General features: G+C 33.2%; 5 protein-coding genes. 2 read left to right on the plus strand and 3 right to left on the minus strand.

Going from position 1 to position 3,276, the window contains the following annotated elements; translation table 11 throughout:
- Positions 1–179: 179 nt before the first annotated feature.
- The 3 genes from Megvenef_RS08170 to Megvenef_RS08180 all read right to left on the minus strand — a co-directional run bounded on the left by Megvenef_RS08170 (position 180) and on the right by Megvenef_RS08180 (position 2,258).
- Positions 180–545, minus strand: a complete 366-nt coding sequence (locus Megvenef_RS08170; protein WP_322777455.1) for a VOC family protein — start codon at positions 543–545, stop codon at positions 180–182.
- A gap of 328 nt (positions 546–873) precedes the next feature.
- Positions 874–1,641: a methyltransferase domain-containing protein gene (locus Megvenef_RS08175; protein WP_322777456.1), complete on the minus strand. Its 768-nt coding sequence runs from the start codon at positions 1,639–1,641 to the stop codon at positions 874–876.
- Between the two features lie 5 nt (positions 1,642–1,646).
- Positions 1,647–2,258, minus strand: a complete 612-nt coding sequence (locus Megvenef_RS08180) for a transglycosylase SLT domain-containing protein (RefSeq protein ID WP_322777457.1) — start codon at positions 2,256–2,258, stop codon at positions 1,647–1,649.
- Between the two features lie 222 nt (positions 2,259–2,480).
- Here Megvenef_RS08180 and Megvenef_RS08185 point away from each other — a divergent pair, with 222 nt between their 5' ends.
- Together Megvenef_RS08185 and Megvenef_RS08190 are read left to right on the plus strand one after the other, a co-directional pair.
- Entirely contained in the window at positions 2,481–2,738 is a 258-nt protein-coding gene (locus Megvenef_RS08185; protein ID WP_322777458.1) for a DUF167 family protein, read from the plus strand.
- Positions 2,739–2,776: 38 nt separating this feature from the next.
- Positions 2,777–3,276: transposase (locus Megvenef_RS08190; RefSeq protein WP_322776251.1), on the plus strand; the 500-nt coding region annotated here is incomplete at its 3' end.

Raw genomic sequence — 3,276 nt, forward strand, 5'->3', positions numbered from 1 at the left:
ATCTATAGCTTACGCACCTTGTACCTCTGAATTCACCATGTTATTTATATAATTCTTCAGTTTTTAATTTCAATAGGTTTGTAAAATGCTTTTTTAGGAGAGCTGATTTTTCTTAGATTTATTAGGGGCTTAGAGGATCAAAAGGGGACAGAGAAGTAGTAATAAATTATGTTCTATAATTATCCTGTCTTCTCAAAATATAATCCCTCTAGATTGTGATTATTTGGATCGATAATAAAGCAAGCATAATAACCCGGGAAATATTCTCTATACCCAGGTTTTCCATTATCTGTAGCATTTAATTTAATGGCTTTATGATAAAAAGCCTCGACTTCTGCACTTGAATTACATTCAAATGCTATATGCACTGGTGATGAGGCTGGTTTATCAGCATAAATTTCAAAAAACGGTACGCCATTCTTGCCGTAAGCAATACAAAGATCATTGCTAAATATTATACTCCAGCCTATGACTTCTAGCAATGGAGTGTAAAATTTTTCACTGTCTTTTATATTCTTTACGTAAACTCCAATGTGTGAAATCATCATTTACCTCTTTAGCTTTCTAATCATCCAAATGTCTTCAGCCTATAGTACTAAATACAGCGCTATAATGTCAACTTTCAGTTACTTTTCAATTGAAACGCAATTACTTGAAGCCGGATAGTAATTGAGAAGTTCTTTATTAGTTTCTATGACGTAGCCAGCATGGTTTTTAGTTGATAAAGATACACCAAGTACAGCTGAATTAATATTTTCTAATAACACTAATTACATTTAAATAAACGAACCATTGATTTGATATAACATTAAGAATTTTTCTAACGGTTGTGTATAAATATCTGGGTTATAAATATGATTTGAATTTTTAATATTAAAGCGTGTCAGTCGGATTAAAATGCTCTTTCAGTAGTGTTATGCTTCGTTTTGTTCTACTCGAAATAAAACTTATTAAATTCACGTAGTCTGTAAATGGTTTGTCTTGAGTGATTTTAAGTTCTCCGTACATTTTTTTTGTTATAGAGTAAGAAATCCCGTCTTTAAGGCTGTTTGACTCACCAGCAGCTTTTACTGCTTTTATAAGTGATAAAGGGTTCTGGTATTCAAGTTCAAGAGATTCCATGTCGATAATATTCTCTGTAAATCCAGCTTGTCCTAGCAAGGGCGTCATATGCTCAAACTGAATAAAGGGTGAAATATGGGGAACATGCAGTCCTGAAGTTTGAGACTCAAGATCTATTAATTTTCGGCGTAAATTGGACAACGTGCCCCCACCGGGAAAATTACAAATAAAGATTCCATTGGGTTCAAGAATTTCAGATACCAGTTTTAAAAACCCCTGAACATTTGATATCCAGTGCAAGCCAAAAGGGAAAACTATCAAATCAAATTTTTGCTGAATCAACTTTATTTGCTGGGTTAATTCAATGATAGCTAGTTTATGATTAGGATATCTTTGAGTCAAAGTTTTGACAAATAAGTCTTCAAGAAGTGGGTTAATTAGTAATATATTATTAAATTTGCGGTCTACAGGTTCAAGACGATCTAGCAAATCTTCGCATATAAATTTATGAAAAGGTGATTTGTATAAGTTTTTTCTAGATTTTTCACGGTTACGTTCTATCGTGCGCGTGCTAAACATGGCTATTATTGAACTTTGCGGAACAAATCGCTATTTTTGATTCTGCCAACTCTCACTTCAACTTTACTCATACCAAGATATTTCGACCTCATATTTCTATTTTTACTATTAGTAGAATTAGGTGATTCTCGGTATTCTTTACCGTATGCGTAGCGATTAAGGTCTTGTTTATAAGTTACCATCTTATTGTTTATTTTATTAACACTAGCCTGATAAGTACTAGCCCTGTCATAAGTGCTTGAATGGTAATGACCTACCGCTTTATTCCAATTGCCAAGTCTAGAATAATGTTCTCTTAATAACTGAGCTGCATAAGCTATATTTCTTCTTGGTGAAAATGCTTGATCAAGAGATGTAAAAGCATCTGGGTGATATTTTAAATTAATTTGCATACAACCAACGTCGATGCTTTCTTTACCAGCTGTCATTTGATCTTTCACAAATCTTATAGCATCTCGTTTTGTTTTAAAATGAAATCCTTTGCCTTCAACATTTATTGTCCAAGGCCAAACGACACCGATCTTGTGCCGGGAATGAGGTTTCCTAGTTTCTTGTAAAGAAATCGAATGTAGGATATCTTTTGGCAAGTTATATCGATTCTCAAAATAAGAAAACATGCTAGAGCACTTCTTTGACTCTAGTATTTCACGGTCTACTGCTGCAAACGCTTGAATTGAACTGAGAATAAGAGATATAAGTATAAAAACCTTTATCTTTTGCTTCATTATAATTACGAAATAAATTTATCAACAAGCATGAATATTATAGTATGGCGAATACAAATTTGCAACTAATATAGTCATTTATGCTAATTCAATCTAAATGATTATATACCTCAAGTGAAAGAAATATTCGATAGCATTCAGTCAAGAAAGCAAAAAAAGATTCTGCTAAAAGTTAGAGCTGGAGCAAAACAAAGTTCTGTAGATGGTTGGATAATTATTAATGATAAAGAATATTTAAAACTATCTATTAAGTCTCCTCCTGAAAAAGGCAAGGCCAATAAGGAAATCATAGAATACCTGGCAGAAGAATTGGCAATCCCAAAATCGGATATCGAAAGGGTCTGTCCATCTAAGTGTGTAAATTCCTTATAGGTTATATAATCAATTAATATAACTAAGAGGAATAAAATATGACTAAAAACACTATCAATAATAAGAATAATGAAGCTATATCCGCAGCGATAGATTTACTGGTAAGTAAAGAAGTAGATCTATCGAATGTTTTAAGCAAAGGCGGGTTATTGAAACAACTAACAAAACGTCTTGTGGAAAAAGCTTTACAGGCAGAGATGAATAATCATCTAGGTTATGACAGATACGATCGTATTATCACTTCTAATAACGCCCGTAACGGTGTATCTCAAAAGAATCTAATCACTGATAATGGCCTTATTACAATAGACGTTCCAAGGGATAGAGATGCTGAGTTTGAACCTGCAATCATTCCCAAAAGAAAAACAAGAATTGAAGGTTTAGATCAAAAAATTCTATCCTTATACGCCAAAGGAATGAGTCTATCAGATATTAAACTTCAGATTCAGGAACTATACGGGGCTGACATTAGCGAAAGCCTTGTTAGTAGAATTACTGATGATGTCATGGACGATGTTAAAGCTTGGCAAGGCAGGCC

The organism is Candidatus Megaera venefica (genome assembly GCF_034554655.1).
GTDB classification, from domain to species: Bacteria; Pseudomonadota; Alphaproteobacteria; order Rickettsiales; family Rickettsiaceae; genus Megaera_A; species Megaera_A venefica.

Bases quoted from the DNA above. Each gene is read 5' to 3' on its own strand.
- Megvenef_RS08170 (WP_322777455.1), bottom strand. From the start codon at position 545: ATGATTTCACACATTGGAGTTTACGTAAAGAATATAAAAGACAGTGAA.
- Megvenef_RS08175 (WP_322777456.1), bottom strand. From the start codon at position 1,641: ATGTTTAGCACGCGCACGATAGAACGTAACCGTGAAAAATCTAGAAAA.
- Megvenef_RS08180 (WP_322777457.1), bottom strand. From the start codon at position 2,258: ATGTTTTCTTATTTTGAGAATCGATATAACTTGCCAAAAGATATCCTA.